12 protein-coding genes are annotated in these 12,921 nt (G+C 59.1%); 3 read left to right on the top strand and 9 right to left on the bottom strand.

Features of this window, described 5'->3' with window-relative positions:
* Nucleotides 1-14: 14 nt before the first annotated feature.
* Nucleotides 15-590, bottom strand: coding sequence for a PilN domain-containing protein (locus RCH93_RS16715; protein WP_306549568.1), 576 nt, complete (start codon nt 588-590; stop codon nt 15-17).
* Between the two features lie 10 nt (nt 591-600).
* The gene (gene pilM, locus RCH93_RS16720; RefSeq protein WP_306549569.1) at nt 601-1,650 is read right to left on the bottom strand and encodes a type IV pilus assembly protein PilM; all 1,050 of its coding nucleotides are present in this window, start codon (nt 1,648-1,650) and stop codon (nt 601-603) included.
* A gap of 227 nt (nt 1,651-1,877) precedes the next feature.
* Between pilM and acnA the strand changes: the two genes are divergently transcribed.
* Both acnA and RCH93_RS16730 read left to right on the top strand, forming a co-directional pair.
* Nucleotides 1,878-4,559, top strand: coding sequence for an aconitate hydratase AcnA (gene acnA, locus RCH93_RS16725; RefSeq protein ID WP_306549570.1), 2,682 nt, complete (start codon nt 1,878-1,880; stop codon nt 4,557-4,559).
* Between the two features lie 65 nt (nt 4,560-4,624).
* On the top strand, nt 4,625-6,151 hold the full coding sequence (locus tag RCH93_RS16730) for a B12-binding domain-containing radical SAM protein (RefSeq protein ID WP_306549571.1): 1,527 nt from the start codon (nt 4,625-4,627) through the stop codon (nt 6,149-6,151).
* Between the two features lie 113 nt (nt 6,152-6,264).
* Here the strand turns inward: RCH93_RS16730 and bioD are convergent, their stop codons facing one another.
* The 7 genes from bioD to RCH93_RS16765 all read right to left on the bottom strand — a co-directional run bounded on the left by bioD (nt 6,265) and on the right by RCH93_RS16765 (nt 11,155).
* On the bottom strand, nt 6,265-6,966 hold the full coding sequence (bioD, locus tag RCH93_RS16735; protein ID WP_306549572.1) for a dethiobiotin synthase: 702 nt from the start codon (nt 6,964-6,966) through the stop codon (nt 6,265-6,267).
* 51 nt (nt 6,967-7,017) lie between these two features.
* Nucleotides 7,018-7,815 carry a malonyl-ACP O-methyltransferase BioC gene (bioC, locus tag RCH93_RS16740; protein WP_306549573.1) on the bottom strand — a complete coding sequence of 266 codons (798 nt, stop codon included), beginning with the start codon at nt 7,813-7,815 and terminating at the stop codon, nt 7,018-7,020.
* Between the two features lie 112 nt (nt 7,816-7,927).
* Nucleotides 7,928-8,389: an SH3 domain-containing protein gene (locus tag RCH93_RS16745; protein ID WP_306549574.1), complete on the bottom strand. Its 462-nt coding sequence runs from the start codon at nt 8,387-8,389 to the stop codon at nt 7,928-7,930.
* Complete coding sequence (locus tag RCH93_RS16750; protein WP_306549575.1) at nt 8,386-9,300, bottom strand: 4Fe-4S binding protein; 915 nt, start codon at nt 9,298-9,300, stop codon at nt 8,386-8,388. Before RCH93_RS16750 ends, RCH93_RS16745 begins: the two co-directional genes overlap by 4 nt.
* Before the next feature lie 11 nt (nt 9,301-9,311).
* Nucleotides 9,312-9,473, bottom strand: coding sequence for a CD1871A family CXXC motif-containing protein (locus tag RCH93_RS16755; RefSeq protein WP_306549576.1), 162 nt, complete (start codon nt 9,471-9,473; stop codon nt 9,312-9,314).
* Nucleotides 9,474-9,505: 32 nt separating this feature from the next.
* Nucleotides 9,506-10,375, bottom strand: coding sequence for a ParB/RepB/Spo0J family partition protein (locus tag RCH93_RS16760; RefSeq protein WP_306549577.1), 870 nt, complete (start codon nt 10,373-10,375; stop codon nt 9,506-9,508).
* 3 nt (nt 10,376-10,378) lie between these two features.
* Nucleotides 10,379-11,155, bottom strand: coding sequence for a ParA family protein (locus RCH93_RS16765; protein ID WP_306549578.1), 777 nt, complete (start codon nt 11,153-11,155; stop codon nt 10,379-10,381).
* Nucleotides 11,156-11,298: 143 nt separating this feature from the next.
* On the opposite strand from RCH93_RS16765, the gene nadB reads away from it, so the two are divergent.
* On the top strand, nt 11,299-12,900 hold the full coding sequence (gene nadB, locus RCH93_RS16770) for an L-aspartate oxidase (RefSeq protein WP_306549579.1): 1,602 nt from the start codon (nt 11,299-11,301) through the stop codon (nt 12,898-12,900).
* Nucleotides 12,901-12,921: the final 21 nt, after the last annotated feature.

The following is a 12,921-nucleotide window of genomic DNA, read 5'->3' on the forward strand; positions in this document are numbered from 1 at the left end:
TGTAGACCCTTGTTTTATTTTAGGTTTTCTACCGTTTTTTCTGATTTTTCAAAACCGACGGTGCAAGAGATAGAAAACGTTTTCAACTGTCTTTCTGCAAAATTTTCCATGGCTGAACTGACAAGAACGACATTGTTGACGAATGGAGATTTTTCAAGATCTTCCATATATCTGGCAATGGTTTGGTCATCCATCGCCATCCCCGTCAAGCTTAACGTGTTAGCGCTTTGGCTTAATGTTTTTAGCCACATCCGATCAGAAGGCGTAAAGCGCGCGACTTCGTCCAAAACGCGAACAGTAAGTGATGAGGATTCTTTCAGCTTGTTAATTACTTCAATCCTAGCCAATAGATCTTTTTTTTCCTGTTCCAACTTTGTAATTTCTTCTAATATTTTAGAATATTTCTTTTTTTCTTCCTGAAGTTTATTATTTGTGTCCGTGATATTTGCGATTGCATTAGATTGATACCCAGCCCATAGGCCTAAGATTAGGAGGAGACAAACTAGCAATCCTGCTGAAAATAATATTTCCTTTTTTGCTTTCCTGCGCCGTTTTATATCCCTTACCGGGATTAGATTTATATATATCATGGTATATTTATCAAAAATCAGCTTGGCGGATAGCGAGACCTACAGCTATAGCCATTTCAGGTGCTATTGAGTTGAGGTAATTTGGATCAAATGTTTTATCGTCACATATCATTTTATCAAAAGGGTTAAAGGCCAACACTCGCAACCCCGTCTCTCGTTCGATATATTCATTCAGCCCGTTCACCTTTGACCCACCCCCACTTAATACTATAGAATGAATAGGTTTCTCAGGATTGTTCGCGAGGTAAAGGTCAAGAGCTTTCTTGATCTCGAGAACCCATTGGGTACACGTTTTATTGAAAATTCTTTCAATGCTTTCCTCGTCGCCAGGCGGGGGCGGAACAATTCCCAGCTTAACTTTTTCCGCATTGGCATAATCAACATCAAGCGCACTCGCCAACTGATCGGTTAATTGTTCGCTACCCACTACGATATCTCGCGCCAAAACGGAGACACCTTCAGAAATGATGTTAATATTCATTTTTGAGGCTCCGATGTCGACAAGAGCTATGTTCTCAATCTTTTCGGAAACTGTTTCCCATATATTTTCCAAAGCAAAGCCGTCGACATCGACCAAGACAGTTGTTAGTTTCAAATTCGTCAACATGTCGATGTAATCGTTAATAACCTCTTTTTTGGCGGCAACGAGCATAACGTCGTTCCTGTCGCTCCCTTCTTTTTTCGAGGGGAGTTTTTGAAAATCGAGGTACACGTCATCTAAATCAAAGGGAATATATTGTTCAGCCTCAGCCTTGATATAGGAAGCGAGGGTTTCATCATCCATTGATTCCAAATTAATCTTTTTTACGATGACCGAATAGCCGGATATGGAGATGCCGACTTTTGTGCTCTTGATTTTTAGATTTTTCAAAAGTGCTGCAATAGCCTTCCCAACCTCTTCGGGTTCCTGGAGGACGCCGTCTTCAACGGCTCCCGGTGGAATAGCAGCGCTTCCGACCGCCAAGAGCCTGTATGTTTGACCTGTTTTCTGTAATTGACAGATTTTGACGGCATGGGAGCCAATGTCGACACCTACAATGAGGTTTTCTTTCTTTGCCATTTCTCTCTTTTAGCTCTCTTGTGGGATGGCAGACTTTGGTAACAGCAGAAATTAAATGCCTTTTCTACCCGTGTAGTATTAAGCACACAAAATATATTCTTTGTCAAGGCGGGAACTGGATTTTACCAGCTTTTCTCGACTTTCCCTGCCGCTGGGATAATCTGGTATAATCGTGCATAAAGATTTATTCTCAACAGATACACACCCCGTACCAAGAGGAGACCCATATGACGACAACCAAGGATTTCAGCCGTTTCGATCCCCGGACCACCCTGCAGGCAGGCGATGAAAAATATGTTCTCTATTCGGTCAAGGCCCTGGAAGAGCTTGGTTATGGGCCGATTGCGCGTTTGCCCTATTGCTTGCGCATCCTGCTGGAAAACCTGCTGCGGCATTACCCACAGGGGTTGGCCAGCGACGAGGACATTGACAATCTGGCCTCCTGGTGCGCCGGCGCGGTCAGCCCGGCGGCTGTGCCCTTCATGCCGGCGCGGGTGATCCTCCAGGATTTCACCGGAGTGCCGGCCCTGGTCGATCTGGCGGCGATGCGTTCCGCCCTGGCGCGGGCCGGCGGCGATCCCGCGACCATGAATCCGTTCGTGCCGGCCGATCTGGTCATAGACCACAGCGTCCAGGTGGACCGCGCCGGCGACAGCGCCGCCCTCGGGGTCAATGTCGGCCTGGAGATGGAACGCAACCGCGAGCGCTACACCATGCTCCACTGGGGGCAGCGGGCCTTCCGCAATTTCCGGGTTGTGCCGCCGGGCGCCGGCATCGTCCATCAGGTGAACCTGGAGTACCTGGCCTCGGTGGTCGCCACCGGCGAGCAGGACGGCGCATCCGTGCTCTATCCGGACAGCGTGCTCGGTACGGATTCGCACACCACCATGATCAACGGCCTTGGCGTCATGGGTTGGGGCGTGGGCGGCATTGAGGCCGAGGCGGTCCTGCTCGGCCAGCCCTATTCCCTGCAGATTCCGGAGGTGGTGGGCGTGCGGCTCAGCGGCGCGCTGCGGCCGGGAACCACGGCCACCGACCTGGTGCTGACCATCACCCGCTTCCTCCGCGCCAAGGGCGTGGTGGGCCGGTTTGTCGAATTTTTCGGACCAGGGCTGGCCGCCTTAAGCCTGCCCGACCGGGCCACCATCGCCAACATGGCCCCGGAATACGGCGCCACCATGGGCTTTTTTCCGGTGGACGGGGAAACCCTGCGCTATCTCCGCGTCAGCGGCCGGCCGGAAGGATTGGTCGATCTGGTCGAGCGCTACTGCCGCGAGCAGGGATTTTTCTTTGTCCCGGACAGCCGGGAGCCGGAATACTCGGTGGTCTACGACGTCTGTCTCGACACCGTGGTCCCAAGTCTGGCCGGCCCCAAGCGGCCCCAGGATTTGCTACCGCTTGCCGAGGCGCGCGCCGATTTCGGTCGTCAATTCGAGCAACAGCTGGTGGGCAGCACCCCCGACGTCACCGACCAACCGAATGCGGCCTTGACCAACGGCTCGGTGGTCATCGCCGCCATCACCAGCTGCACCAACACCTCCAACCCGGATGTGATGATCGGGGCCGGCCTGCTGGCCCGCAAGGCGCGGCAACGGGGCCTGACCACCAAACCCTGGGTCAAAACCAGCCTGGCGCCCGGCTCCCGGGTGGTCACCCGGTATCTGGAGCAGAGCGGGTTGCTGCCCGATCTCGAAGCCCTGGGATTCCAGGTGGTCGGCTACGGCTGCACCACCTGCATCGGCAACAGCGGGCCGCTCAGCGACGAGGTCGCCGCCAAAATTCGCGACCAGAATCTGGTGGCGGCCGCAGTGCTCAGCGGCAACCGCAACTTCGAGGCCCGCATCCATCCCCAGGTCCGGGCCAACTACCTTGGCTCGCCGCCGCTGGTGGTGGCCTATGCCCTGGCCGGCACGATGCTGATTGATCTCGACAGCGAGCCTTTGGGGTTTGATCCCCAGGGCGCGCCGGTCTTCCTCCGCGACATCTGGCCCAGCAGCGAAGAAATTCGGGAAGCAGTGCGGCACAGCCTCAAGCCCGATCTGTTCACCGTCAGCTACGGATCGGTGTTTGCCGGCGACGCCCAGTGGAACGCGCTTTCCGGCGGCAGTTCCGACCTCTATCAATGGGACCCGGATTCTTCCTATATCCGCGAACCGCCTTTTTTCCAGGCCATGAGCTCAGTGCCCCAACCGGTCGCCGACATCGAGGGCGCGCGCATTCTGGCCGTGTTCGGCGATTCGATCACCACCGACCACATCAGCCCGGCCGGCGCCATTGGGCCGCAGACCCCTGCGGGTCTCTATTTGCAGGAACTGGGGATCGCGCCGGCGGATTTCAACAGCTACGGCTCGCGGCGCGGCAACCACGAGGTGATGATGCGCGGAACCTGGGCCAACATCCGCATCAAAAATCAGATGGTGGATCGGGAGGGCGGCTGGACCAAGGTCTGGCCCGAGGGTACGGAGGCGCCGATTTATGACGCGGCCATGCGCTATCAGCAGGCGGGCGTGCCGCTGGTGGTCTTTGCCGGCAAGGATTACGGCACCGGTTCGTCGCGCGACTGGGCCGCCAAAGGGACGATGCTGCTCGGGGTCAAGGCGGTGATCGCCGCCTCCTTTGAACGCATCCACCGCTCCAATCTGGTGGGCATGGGGGTGCTGCCGCTGCAGTTTCCCGAGGGCACGGACGCCGCCAACCTGGGGCTGGACGGCCGCGAAATCATCAGTCTGAGCGGCATTGCCGGCCCCATGACGCCCGGGCAAACGGTGGAGCTGCGCATTGACCGGGCCGACGGTCGGAGGCGGCTCATTCCGGTGATCCTCCGTCTTGATAATGCCATGGAAATCGACTATTACCGGCACGGCGGCATCCTCCACAAGGTGCTCCGGCAACGAATGGCGGCCCATTGAGCCAACCGGTTCCGGAGCAGGGGGACCGCATCAAGGTCAACCTGTTCCCACCCTGCGGTACGCCCATGCCCGGAATCGTTCTCACCACCATCAACGCCCGCTACATCCACGCCAGCCTTGGCCTTCGCTGGCTCTACGCCAATTTGCGCGAACTGCAGCCGCAGGCCTGCATTCAGGAGTACTGCCTCACCGATCAGATCGGTGATATGGCGGAGAAAATTCTCGCCTCGCAGCCCGCGATTGTCGGCATCGGCGTCTACATCTGGAACGCGGCCCAGGTGCGGCAGTTGGTGGGGATGCTCAAACGGGTGGCCCCGGAGGTATGCGTGGTTCTCGGCGGGCCGGAGGTCAGCCACCTGCCCTTGCGGGTGGATCTGGGCGAGGCCGATTATCTCCTTCAAGGCGAAGGCGAGCTAGCCTTTCACACGCTCTGCGCGGCCCTGCTCGGCGGCGCGCCGCCCCCGGACAAGCTGATCCCGGCCGCGCCGCCTGCGGTTGAAGACCTGACCTCGCCGTACCCTTTCTACACCGACGAGGACCTGGCCCACCGGCTCACCTATGTCGAGGCCTCGCGCGGCTGTCCCTTTACCTGCGAGTTCTGCCTCTCCTCCATCGACAAACAGGTCAGGCCCTTTGCCGTCGACGCCTTCCTGGCTGAGATGGAAGAGCTCTGGCGCCGGGGGGCGCGGACCTTTAAATTCGTTGACCGGACCTTCAACAGCAACCTGGTCGCCGCCGGCCGCATCCTTGACTTTTTTCTCGCCAAGGAGCCGCCCTTTCACGTTCATTTCGAGGTGATTCCGGACCATTTTCCCGAGGCCCTCAAAGAGCGGCTGCAGCGTTTTCCCGCCGGCGCCCTGCAACTGGAGGTGGGCATTCAAACCCTGCATCCCCCGACCGCCGCCAACATCAGCCGGCGGCTTGATTTCGACCGGATTCGGGAAAATCTCGCCTTCCTCGAACAGGCCACCACCGCCCACCTCCATGTTGATCTCATCGTCGGCCTGCCCGGCGAATCCATCGACCAGTTCGGCGCCAATCTCAACGCCCTGGCCGGTCTGACCCGGGGCGAGATCCAGATCGGCATCCTCAAAAAACTCTCCGGCACAACCCTTAGCCGCCATGACCACACATACGGCATGGTCTATTCGCCGGATCCGCCCTACGAAATCCTGCGCAACGACCTGATCCCCTTTGCCCGGATGCAGGAAATGAAGCGGCTGGCCCGGTTCTGGGATCTGGTTTACAACAGCGGCAATTTTGGCCGGACCGTCCGGCTGCTTTGGCCGGACAACGACGTGTTCCACGGTTTCCTTGATTTTTCCCGCTGGCTCTACCAGGAAACCCGCGCCACCTGGCAGATTGGCCTGCCCCGGCTGGCTGAACTGCTGTTTCGCTATCTGGTGGAACACAAGGGTTGGGACAAAGGCGAGGCGGCCGACAGACTGGCCGCCGACATTCTGGTGATCAAGGGAAGGGTCTTGCCGCCGGCGATCAGCGCCCATGTCACCCGTCTGCCCGACGAACGCCGCAACCTTGGCGCCGGCCTGACCAAACGGCAGAGCCGCCGCGAGGAGCAGCATCGCGGTTGATTCCACGCGATTCGATGCTCAAAGCGCGCGGACGGGATGGTTTCAATCGGAAGACGGACAGGTACAGCCGTTTCCCGTCCCTTGCAGAGATGGGAAACGGTGCGATGGAACGCTTATGCGATGTGAGCGGCGGCGGTTGCCAGTGTTTGCCAGGCGGCGGAGGCGCTTTCTTTGAGATCGGGCACCAGGACCAGGGTGTCGGCAAATCCGTAATCAACCAGGGCCTTGCGGCATTCGCGCAGCGTGTCCTGAACGATCTCCCGTGGATGGTCGCCAAAGAGATTGTACGCCAAACCAAGCAGGGGGATGTTGCGGTTTTTGACGGCCTCAAGGCTGAGGCGGGTGTGGTTAATCGAGCCCAGGCGCGGCGAGCAGACCAGGAGCAGGGGCAGCTTTCTGGAGGCGAAATAGTCCAGCAGCAACAGGTTGGGATTGAGGGGCACCAACAGGCCGCCGGCGCCTTCCACCAGCAGCCATTCATAGCGGGCCTGCAGGGTGGTTAGGGACTGGTCCAGCACCGCCGGGTCAATCTCTTTGCCCACCATGCGCGCCGACAACAGCGGCGAGGCGGGATAGGGAAACAGGTAGGGGCAGGTGGTGCCGTCGCGGTCGAATTCGCTCAGCGGCTGGCCCATCAGTTTGCGGTGCAGCAGGATGTCGTCCGAGGTTTCGCTGCAGCCGGTCTGCACCAGTTTCAAGGTGGTGACGTTGCGACCCTGCTGAACCAGCCAACGGGCAAACAGCCCGGTGACGTAGGATTTGCCGACGTCGGTGTCGATGCCGCCCACGGCGATGGTGTAATGGGGAGGGGTCATGCGCGTGCCTGTTGCTCTGGATGTTGGCGGCGCGATCCGCCACGGCCAAGCCTATGACCGGGGGCGCGCCACGATGAACATGGGGTGATAGGTCAGCCGGACGCCCTGGTCGCCGGAAAATTGGCTTTTGTAGTCGGCGATGAAGGCGTTGACCTGCCGTCGCGTCCAGGCCTGCTGGCCAATGGAGTTGACGCCGGTGGCCCGCAGGTGCTGCAGCACTGCGATGGGTTCAGGATACCACAGGGTTTCCCGCGCCTCTTCGGCGGCCAGGATCTCAAACTTCTCGCCGACCACGGTCTGCAGTTGCTCCAGATCGCGGTAGGCCAAGCCCACGCCGGTCACCGAACGGATTTCCCGTAGGTTGTCCTTGCCGTAGAGGGAAAAGGCGAGGACGCCGCCGGGCTGCAGGTGATGGTGGAATTTTCTGCACAGTTCCGGCAGATCGTAGACCCAGTGCAGGGTTGAGGAGGAGATGATCAGGTCGTAGCGCGACGGCAGGCGGACGGTTTCAATGTCGCCGGCCAGGAAGGTGATGTTGTCGGCCAGGGCGCCGATCTTGCGGCACACGCACTGTTCAAAGGCGGCCACCAGATCGCTGATCGTGAGGTGGACAATCCCCGGATAGCGGGTCAGCACCTTTTCGGTGAGCAGCCCGGTGCAACAGCCGATCTCGAGAATGTGCTGCGGCTGCAATCCGGGCGCGGCGTCGGCCAGCAAGGTCAGCAATCGTTCAGCCACCCGCTGCTGCACGGTGGCCTGCTGTTCATAGGTGGCTGCGGCCTGCTCGAAGCGGAGCCGAATGAGCTGTTTATCGGGAATCATGGGAATGGATCGGGTTACGTCGTACATATTTCCAGAGCCTCGCAACCCAACCGAGCAAAACGGCGCCGAGCGGATAGAATGGAACGATGAAAATTAAAACGCTTAACCTCTGCCTCTACACCAAAAAACAAGCTGTTGCTTAAAAACCCCAGAGCAGGCTGCCTTCCACCCACCCGGTTACGCCCTGGCCGTGCTCCACTTTGACCCAGCCGTCCTTCTTCTCTACAGTTTTAAACACCACCCCGTAATTGGCCTTGGCCACGACCTGCCCCTTGGTGTTCGGTTCGCTGCGGACATTGATCTGTTGCTCGGTTCCTTTATTGGCCTTGACGATCATGTGCGGCGTTTTCTGGGTGGTCTTTTTGTGGACCCAACCGGTGCTGCCTTCAAAATCTTTGACCTGCAGCCATTCGCCCTTGGAGTCAACAACCTCCACCGGAAAACCGTCGCCGATCTTCCACAGGATTTCCTGCTCGGTTCCAGGGCCGGAGCGCATGTTGATGTCCTCGCCGGCAATCGAAACCATCTCGGCGGCGAAGGCTGCCCGCGCCACCAAGAGGAGCGAAAAGGCAAGGGAAAAAACGGTGTGTCGCATGGTCATGACCGGGATCCTTGCTGCATGGGTTCATCGGACGACGCCGGCGCGCCTGGCGTCATGCGCACGCCAAAACCGGCGATGTCGAGGGTGAGCGCGCCGGTTGGGCATGCCTCGGTGCAGCAGCGCAGGCAGCGAATGCATTCGGCGCTGTTGGGCGTTTGCTCAACCCGGATGTCCACCGGGCAGACCCGGCGGCATGCCCCGCACTTTGTACAGGCATCCACGTTAAATTTCAACTGAATCAGGCTGAACCGGTTGAACAGGCCGTAAAAAGCCCCCAGCGGACACAGGGTGCGGCAGAAGGGACGTGAGGACACGACGCTCCACAGGAGCACCGCCGCCAGCACGATCAACTTGTGCAGGTAGAGGAGGCCGGCGGCCGGCCGCAGATCCGGACTCAGCAGCAGCATGGGCACGCCGGCCTCAAGCGTGCCGGCCGGACAGAGGAATTTGCAGAACCAGGGTTTGCCCATGCCGAAGCTGTCGACCACCACCAGCGGCAGCACCACCACCATCAGCAGCAACACCAGGTACTTGCCCCACCGCAGCATCCTAGGAACGCTGTATTTGGGCGAGGGAATCCGGTGCAGCCACTCCTGGAGCAACCCAAAAGGGCAGGCCCAACCGCAGATGAATCGGCCGCATAGGGTCCCCAAGAGGCCCATGCAGCCCAGGACATAGGTTCCCACATAGATCTGCCCGGCCTGCAGCGACAGCCGCACGCCCATGAGCAGTTGTTGCAGGCTGCCGATGGGACAGAAGGTGGTGGCGGCCGGGCAGGAATAGCAGTTGAGGCCGGGCGAGCAGAGCACCTTCAACGGCCCCTGATACAGCGTGCCGCTGACCGGAAAGCCCCAGAAGCCGTTGGTGAGGAAAAACCAGAGGACCTGGATCCATTTACGCAGGGTTTCCATGGGCGGCGCGCTCATCCGATGCCGATGCATTCCAGGCAGATCGAGCGGGCCTGTTCCAATACCCGCAGCGGTTCGTCCAGAGCGACGCCAAGGAGAAACAGCGCCAGGAAGACGACCAGCAAAACCAGCGGCGTTCTGCGCAGCCTGACCGTGGTCTCCGTGGTCAATGGCATGCGTGCGCTCTGCGATCCGGCTGCATGGGAGGCTAGCGCGCCAGCAGGCTGACCAGCCGGTCGAGGTCGTCGCTGGAGTAGTATTCGATCTCCAACTTGCCGCGCTGACCCTGCTGGACAATCCGGACCTTGGTGTGCAACTGGTTGGTCAACTGGTTGAGCAGGGCGGCGCAGTAGGCCTGCGGCACCCCTTCCGGTTGCGGCGTCGGCGTTTCGCTTGCCTTGGGCTCGGGCGGCTGCGGTTTTTTATTGCACAGCCGTTCCGCCGCCCGCACCGACAACTCCTCGTTGACGATCCGGTCGCGGACCTCCTGCAACTGCTCCGGCTGATCTTTGATCCGCAGCAGCACCCGCGCATGGCCCTCGCTGATCACCCCCAGGACGACGTCGTCCTGCAGGGTTTTCGGCAAATGGAGCAGGCGCAGCACATTGGCGACCGTGGAGCGCTGGCGGCCCACCTTTTTGGCCACCTCTTCCTGGGTGAGTCGGAACTCCTCCATCAGGCGCGTATAGGCCTGGGCCTCTTCAATGGGATTGAGATCATGGCGCTGGATATTTTCAATCAGGGCCAATTCCAGGCTCTCGTTGTCGCTGGTCTCGTCCATCACCACCACCGGCACCTCGTCGCGGCCCGCCAGCTTGGCGGCCCGGAGCCGCCGCTCGCCGGCAATCAGGGTGTAGCGGTTGCCGTGAGCCCGGACGACCAGCAACGGCTGAATCACCCCTTTCTCGCGGATGGAATCGGCCAGCTGCTGCAACTTGTCGGCGTCGAAATGGCTGCGCGGCTGGTTGGGATTTGGGGATATCTTGTCGATATCACACATGAAAAATTTATCTGCCTCGTCCAGGCTGTCTTCGGGCAGCAATGCGCCAACGCCCCGGCCCAACACATTTTTCACCATACCTCAGGCCCTCGCTTTGGCTCGTTTGAGGAATTCTGCGCCCAGTTGCTTGTAGGCCTTGGCGCCGCTGCATCCCGGGTCATATTCGATAATCGTTTGCCCGTGGCTGGGGCTCTCGCTCAGCCGGACGTTGCGCGGAATCACCGTATCGTAGACCTGCTCGCCGAAATGTTTTTGAATTTCGCTGGCCACTGAATGGGTCAGCCGGTTGCGCCGGTCATACATGGTCAGCAGCAGCCCTTCAACGAACAGCTCGCGGTTGAGATTTTTCTTGACCTTGCGGATGGTTTGGATCAGTTGCGCCAACCCCTCCATGGCGAAATATTCGCACTGCAACGGAACCAGCACCGAGTCGGCGGCGGTCAAGCTGTTGATGGTGAGGATGCCCAATGACGGCGGGCAATCGATCAGGATGTACTGAAAATTTTCCTTCACCGATCGGAGGATGGTTTTGAGGCGTTTTTCTCGATTGTCCTGGCTGATCAGCTCCACCTCAACCCCGACCAGATTGATCGAGGCTGGTAGGATCGAGAGATTTTTCAATTGGGTGGGTAGGATGCAGTCTGCCGCCTCTTTGGCGCCGGTGTAGCAACTGTAGATGTTTTTGTCTTCGTTGGTCTTGAAAACGCCCACCCCGCTGGATGCGTTGCCCTGGGGGTCGGAATCGACCAGCAGCACCTTCTTGCCCTTGTCCGCCAATACGGCGGCAAGGTTTAAGGCCGTGGTGGTCTTGCCCACCCCGCCTTTCTGGTTCGCCAGCGCGACAATTTGTGTGTCCAATGTAATTTTTCTCCTGACGGCTCTTTGTTGATGAAACATCCGAAGAGTATACTATACTCTCGCTTCCCAGAGAACAGTTCTCTTGCTTTCCTAATCACTTTGCCCATGTTTCACGTGAAACATTGCCGGCGCGGGACCCTTGTATGACGGATTATAGCGATGTACTCATTGTTGGAAGTGGTGTGTCGGGGCTTTCGTTTGCGTTGAAGGTTGCGCAGTTTTCCAAGGTCACTTTGATCACCAAAAAGAAAAAAGCCGACACGGCAACCAACCTGGCGCAGGGTGGGGTGGCGGCGGTGTTGTCGGTGGAGGATACGGTCGACGCCCACATTGCCGACACCCTGTGTTCGGGGGATGGCCTGTGCAATGAAGAGATCGTGCGCATCGTCACCACTGAAGGCCCGGATCGGGTGCGGGAGTTGATGGATCTGGGGGTCCGGTTTCAAAAGGGCAAGGACGGCAAGGGGTTTGATCTGGGCATGGAGGGCGGCCATTCGGCGCGCCGGGTGGCCCACGCCTTTGACCTCACCGGCAAGGAGATCGAGCGGGCGCTGCTCGAGCAGATTGCGGTCAATCCCAACATCGAAGTGCTGGAAAATCATCTGGCCATTGACCTGCTGATTGAGTCCAAGGCGCGCGGTCAGGAGCGAACCAACGGCGACCGCTGCCTGGGAGCCTATGTGCTCAACCGGTTGACCGGCGAGGTCGAGACGCGCTGCGCCGGGGTCACGGTGCTGTGCACCGGCGGTTGCGGCAAGGTCTATCTCTACACCACCAACCCGGACATCGCCACCGGCGACGGCGTGGCCATGGCCTACCGGGCGGGGGCCAAGGTGGCTAATCTCGAGTTCATTCAGTTTCATCCCACCTGCTTTTTTAACCGGGAGGCGAAAAATTTCCTCATCTCGGAGGCGGTGCGCGGCGAGGGCGGCGTCCTGGTTAATCAGCAGGGCAAACCCTTTATGAAGAAGTACGACTCGCGCGGCGACCTCGCCACCCGCGATGCTGTGGCGCGCGGCATCGACGCCGAGATGAAGGCCACCGGCGCCGACTGCGTGTTCCTTGACATCACCCACAAGCCGGCCGCCTTTCTCCAAGAGCGGTTCCCCAACATCTACCAGACTTGCAAACAGTACGGGGTGGACCTGACCCAAAAGCCGATTCCGGTGGTGCCGGCGGCGCACTACATGTGCGGCGGGGTATTGGTGGACGAGTGGGGCCGCAGCTCCATCACCAACCTAATGGCCCTGGGCGAGACCGCCTGCACCGGCCTGCACGGGGCCAACCGCTTGGCCTCCAACTCGTTGCTCGAGGCGGTGGTCTTTGCCCATCGCGCCGCCCATCTGCTCGAAGGCCAGATCGCCTCGACCCGGACCTTGGAAAAAATCGAGATTGAGCCCTGGCGGACCGGCGGCGCCGCCCTGCTCGACGAGTCAATTCTGATCAAGCACAACTGGGATCAGGTGCGACAGTTGATGTGGGATTATGTAGGGATTGTGCGGCGGAAAAAGCGGCTGGACCTGATCCAGACCCGCTTAAGTTGGATGCTCACAGAGATCAAAGAGCATTTCTACGATTACCTGCTCACCCCCGATCTGGTGGAGTTGCGCAACCTGGCGGTGATCGCCGATCTGATTGTGCAGAGCGCCAGCCAGCGCAAGGAATCGCGCGGGCTGCATTACATTCTCGACTATCCTGAAAAGAACGATCAGGACTTTAAGCGGGACACCATTCTCCAGAAGTAACCGTAAAAAGCCCCCGCTGGC

The sequence above is a fragment of the Desulfobulbus sp. genome, from assembly GCF_030824455.1.
GTDB lineage: Bacteria > Desulfobacterota > Desulfobulbia > Desulfobulbales > Desulfobulbaceae > Desulfobulbus.

Excerpts from the sequence above, each read along its gene's own strand:
- RCH93_RS16715 (WP_306549568.1), bottom strand. The coding sequence starts at position 590 with ATGATATATATAAATCTAATCCCGGTAAGGGATATAAAACGGCGCAGG.
- pilM (WP_306549569.1), bottom strand. The coding sequence starts at position 1,650 with ATGGCAAAGAAAGAAAACCTCATTGTAGGTGTCGACATTGGCTCCCAT.
- acnA (WP_306549570.1), top strand. The coding sequence starts at position 1,878 with ATGACGACAACCAAGGATTTCAGCCGTTTCGATCCCCGGACCACCCTG.
- RCH93_RS16730 (WP_306549571.1), top strand. The coding sequence starts at position 4,625 with ATGCCCGGAATCGTTCTCACCACCATCAACGCCCGCTACATCCACGCC.
- bioD (WP_306549572.1), bottom strand. The coding sequence starts at position 6,966 with ATGACCCCTCCCCATTACACCATCGCCGTGGGCGGCATCGACACCGAC.
- bioC (WP_306549573.1), bottom strand. The coding sequence starts at position 7,815 with ATGTACGACGTAACCCGATCCATTCCCATGATTCCCGATAAACAGCTC.
- RCH93_RS16745 (WP_306549574.1), bottom strand. The coding sequence starts at position 8,389 with ATGACCATGCGACACACCGTTTTTTCCCTTGCCTTTTCGCTCCTCTTG.
- RCH93_RS16750 (WP_306549575.1), bottom strand. The coding sequence starts at position 9,300 with ATGGAAACCCTGCGTAAATGGATCCAGGTCCTCTGGTTTTTCCTCACC.
- RCH93_RS16755 (WP_306549576.1), bottom strand. The coding sequence starts at position 9,473 with ATGCCATTGACCACGGAGACCACGGTCAGGCTGCGCAGAACGCCGCTG.
- RCH93_RS16760 (WP_306549577.1), bottom strand. The coding sequence starts at position 10,375 with ATGGTGAAAAATGTGTTGGGCCGGGGCGTTGGCGCATTGCTGCCCGAA.
- nadB (WP_306549579.1), top strand. The coding sequence starts at position 11,299 with ATGACGGATTATAGCGATGTACTCATTGTTGGAAGTGGTGTGTCGGGG.